The sequence below is a fragment of the uncultured Acetobacterium sp. genome (assembly GCF_927416815.1).
Classification (GTDB): Bacteria; Bacillota; Clostridia; order Eubacteriales; family Eubacteriaceae; genus Acetobacterium.
The window spans coordinates 1-3338 of sequence record NZ_CAKMJU010000036.1 but is presented as its reverse complement, the minus strand read 5'-3'; the positions used below and the strand labels follow the sequence as shown (position 1 = coordinate 3338).

Here is a 3338-nt window from a genome sequence, read left to right as displayed (position 1 = left end):
TGCAAGTAAGAAAGCACCCATACTCGCTGCCATGCCTACACAAATCGTAGAAATGTCTGGTTTAATATACTCCATGGTATCGAAAATCGCCATACCTGCAGTAATCGATCCACCTGGGCTATTGATGTAGATGTTGATGTATTTATCTGTATTATCAGCTTATAAAAATAGAAGCTGCTCAACCAACCCCGTGCCTTATCGAGCAGGCCAGGACGGGCTTGTACCATGGCGTCTTCGAACGCCGCTCGATACCCTAGTGTTTTTGAAGATCGTCACTGCCGAATTCAAGCTGGCTAAAGAATCAACTCCGGGCGAAGAGATAGCAGCATTGCTTCGCACTCTGGTCAGCGTAGGCCTGGTCAATGAAGGTCGACGTCTTGCCGGTTCCTACCTGACAGATCCCGAAGCGGATGGAACTTCGGTGGCAAAGTCTTATGCAAGTGCCGCACAAGAAGACAAGCCGTTGCTGACAGGCGTACATCAGAGACTTTTCACAAATCCGGTTAATAATCCGCATGGTTCCGGTGGAACAGCGATAAATCTCATCCATCGCCTTATCGGTAAAAAGTTCGTGGTCACAACCAGCATAGTCAAGGTGACACTGGATATAGGTGGCGGTTTGTGCGCCATCCAGATGTGGCAGCACACAATTCAGATCGACCCGCTGCCGGATGGCGGCATAACGCTGGAGTTTGAGTTTTTCCCAGAGATCGGACTGACCGACGAGAATCAGTGACATCGGGCTCATTGAATCAAACCTGAAGTTAAGCAAAAAACGAAATTCTTCCAGGGTTTCTTTATCCAGCAGATGCGCTTCATCCAGCACACAGACGACTTTTTTCTTCTGTACCCCGCGGATAATCTCGATTTCTTTGTGCAGCTGTCTTTTGGCATCGCCGCGGTAAAATTTGGATTCGATCCCCAGCTGATCGAGGAGTCCTTTATAAAACCAGCGGGGTGTCAGTTTGGAATCCGACAGGTAGAGCAGGACATAACCATCCCCGGGAAGGGATTGGGTAAATTTCCGGATAATGGTGGACTTGCCGCATCCCGGATCGGCGGTCAGAACAGCAAACAACTGACGATCAGCAGCATAAGACAGCCGCCCCAGGATTTCCGCCACATAGGGAGATTCATACAGGACATCGGTCGGGATATCCCGGACAAAAGGGGTGCCAGTCATATCAAAAAACGATTCATACATGATCCGTCACCGCCTTTTTATAGGTGTTAAAGGAGATGGCGTTGGCGACCTGACGTTTTTCCTGGTCATACTTCTTTTCCAGGCCATCCAAAAAGCGGGAGCTTTCCGGCTCTGTCGGCAACAGATGTTCCGGGACTTTGGGCGTTTTCCTGCAGAACTCACCAATCGCCAGGGGTTTTGATTCAAAGGCCGCCATGTCACGATAGGTGATGGTCAGGGTTTCATCCTGCAGGGGATCAAAAGCGATGGTAACCGTTGCGCCAATCAGACTCAGGCCCACCTCGTATTTACGCCCTTTAAAGCTGATGCAACCACTCTTATCAACTCGCCGCTGCTCATGATGAAGAAAGGCTTCGGCAACCAGATTAACATCCAGAAAGGTCAGGCTGCGGCTGTCCCGATTAAAGGCCATTTTTGGGCTTACTCCATCGCCCAGGGCATCATGGGGTTTATCATGATAATAGGCTTCCAGCCAGACCCGCCACAGGTGGTTTAATGCCTCCAGGGTTTTTATTCTGGCCGCTTTGGCTTCAGCAATGAAGGCATTGACGAAATGATTGAATTTTTCGATCTTACCCTTACTTTTAGCAACGTATGGTTTGCAATGCATCAAACGAATACCAAGCTTTGCACATATTTTAGTGAGTTGTAGCGACGTATATTGCTTGCCATTGTCAACATAAAGTGCCGCCGGTTTTCCGCATTTTAAAATCGCCTGATGCAGGGTATCTTCCACAATGGTCGCCTCCTGATGGGCATAAAAGCCGGAGGCAACGACATAGCGGGTACAGTCATCAATGGCGGCTGATAAATAGGTCTGGATCATTTTGCCATTCCTGCCAATGGGCAGCTTCAAGGCATATTTGATATCGGCCTGGAGAAGCATCATCCGGTGGGGTTTGGCAAACCGTCCCGATGACGTGACTTTGGCTTCAACATACTTTTTCATCTGTTTTTTACCAAACCCGGACTGAAATAGATGGCGCTGAAGGGTTGATCGTTTGAGTACTCCGGGTGGGACCCGTTCCTCCATTTCCAGAATCAGAATAATCTGATTGATGCTTCGGGAGGGGACCTCTCTTTTTAGGAGAATCGCTTCCTGTATCAGGGCTTCGAAGTTTTCTGGCAGTTCTGTTGATGGCCGTTTATCCCGGGATTTTGGCTTTAAACCGGAAAAGCCTCCGCTTAAATAGGCCGCCTCATAACGGCTGATCGTCCGGGTCGAAAGTCCGTACTTTTGGGCCTGCCGAACCCTTAACAGCTGTTTTTTCTGAGGATCCAGGGAATCATCCAACAGGGGGGTAATGATTTCATGACGCTGTAAGGCTAGTTGCTCTTTCCAGTCGTCAATGGTGTTGCTCTGTTTTGTCATAAACAAGCACCTCCTTTTTTGCGCATCATAGCATGGCCATACCAATGACAGCAAAACAAATCAGGTGCATGCCGCGCCTCCCGTTTAAGGGATTAAACGCAATCCGCAGTTATAAATCAGACGGTGGATGGTTGCCAGCCAATCGCTCCCGCTTTCCCGCAGGCCTGTGAGTAATGAAATCCTGGATTTCAGAAGTGTTACAGTAAATCCAGGCAGCTTATAACCGATGGTTCGAAGCATCCCCTCAATCTGATAGCGGTTCCTTGAAAGCCAGTCTTTCCAACGTTTCATGGTAATCTCGCAGGGGTAGTCTTCGCTAGACAGATCCGCTGGTGTGGATACGTCATCCAGCACATTTTCAAGCACTTCATTGGTGTAGTGCTTATGTGGCACCAGAAAATCTGGGATTTCGTGATGCAGCTTTCCGCATTTGCATTTAAGACGACGAATCAACAGCCTCTTTTTATCACCGCCATACTCTTTGAAAATCCGCAACCGATTATCCCGGTAATTGAGCTTGCCACCGCATATCGGGCAGATGCCTGGCATTTCATGACTCACTGTGTAAAAAAAGCGTGTTCCTCGTTGTAGTCCAACGTATAGTTTGCTATAATAATCATGTTGGTTGACCCCTCGGAACGCTTGTCCTGCTAAGATAGGTTCCTTGGGGTCTTTCCTTTCTCTGTGATAATGACATTATACAGAGCAATTGGAGGACATGCAACCAGAGCAATTTTTTGACCCTTCAACAGGTCAAAAACA

The 3338-nt window shown here is 48.3% G+C and carries 3 protein-coding genes and 1 pseudogene; all 4 read right to left on the bottom strand.

Annotation, left to right across the window (positions count from 1 at the left end):
* Positions 1–192: pseudogene (locus QZ998_RS07040) on the bottom strand (ATP-dependent Clp protease proteolytic subunit); the annotation flags it as partial.
* A gap of 109 nt (positions 193–301) precedes the next feature.
* Positions 302–1204 carry an AAA family ATPase gene (locus QZ998_RS07035; RefSeq protein ID WP_296559208.1) on the bottom strand — a complete coding sequence of 301 codons (903 nt, stop codon included), beginning with the start codon at positions 1202–1204 and terminating at the stop codon, positions 302–304.
* A complete protein-coding gene (locus tag QZ998_RS07030; RefSeq protein WP_296559207.1) occupies positions 1197–2576 on the bottom strand; it encodes a DDE-type integrase/transposase/recombinase in 1380 nt (459 codons plus the stop codon). The genes QZ998_RS07035 and QZ998_RS07030 overlap by 8 nt, the downstream gene beginning before the upstream one ends.
* 84 nt (positions 2577–2660) lie before the next feature.
* A complete protein-coding gene (locus tag QZ998_RS07025) occupies positions 2661–3137 on the bottom strand; it encodes a DUF6431 domain-containing protein (RefSeq protein WP_296559206.1) in 477 nt (158 codons plus the stop codon).
* Between the last annotated feature and the right edge of the window lie 201 nt (positions 3138–3338).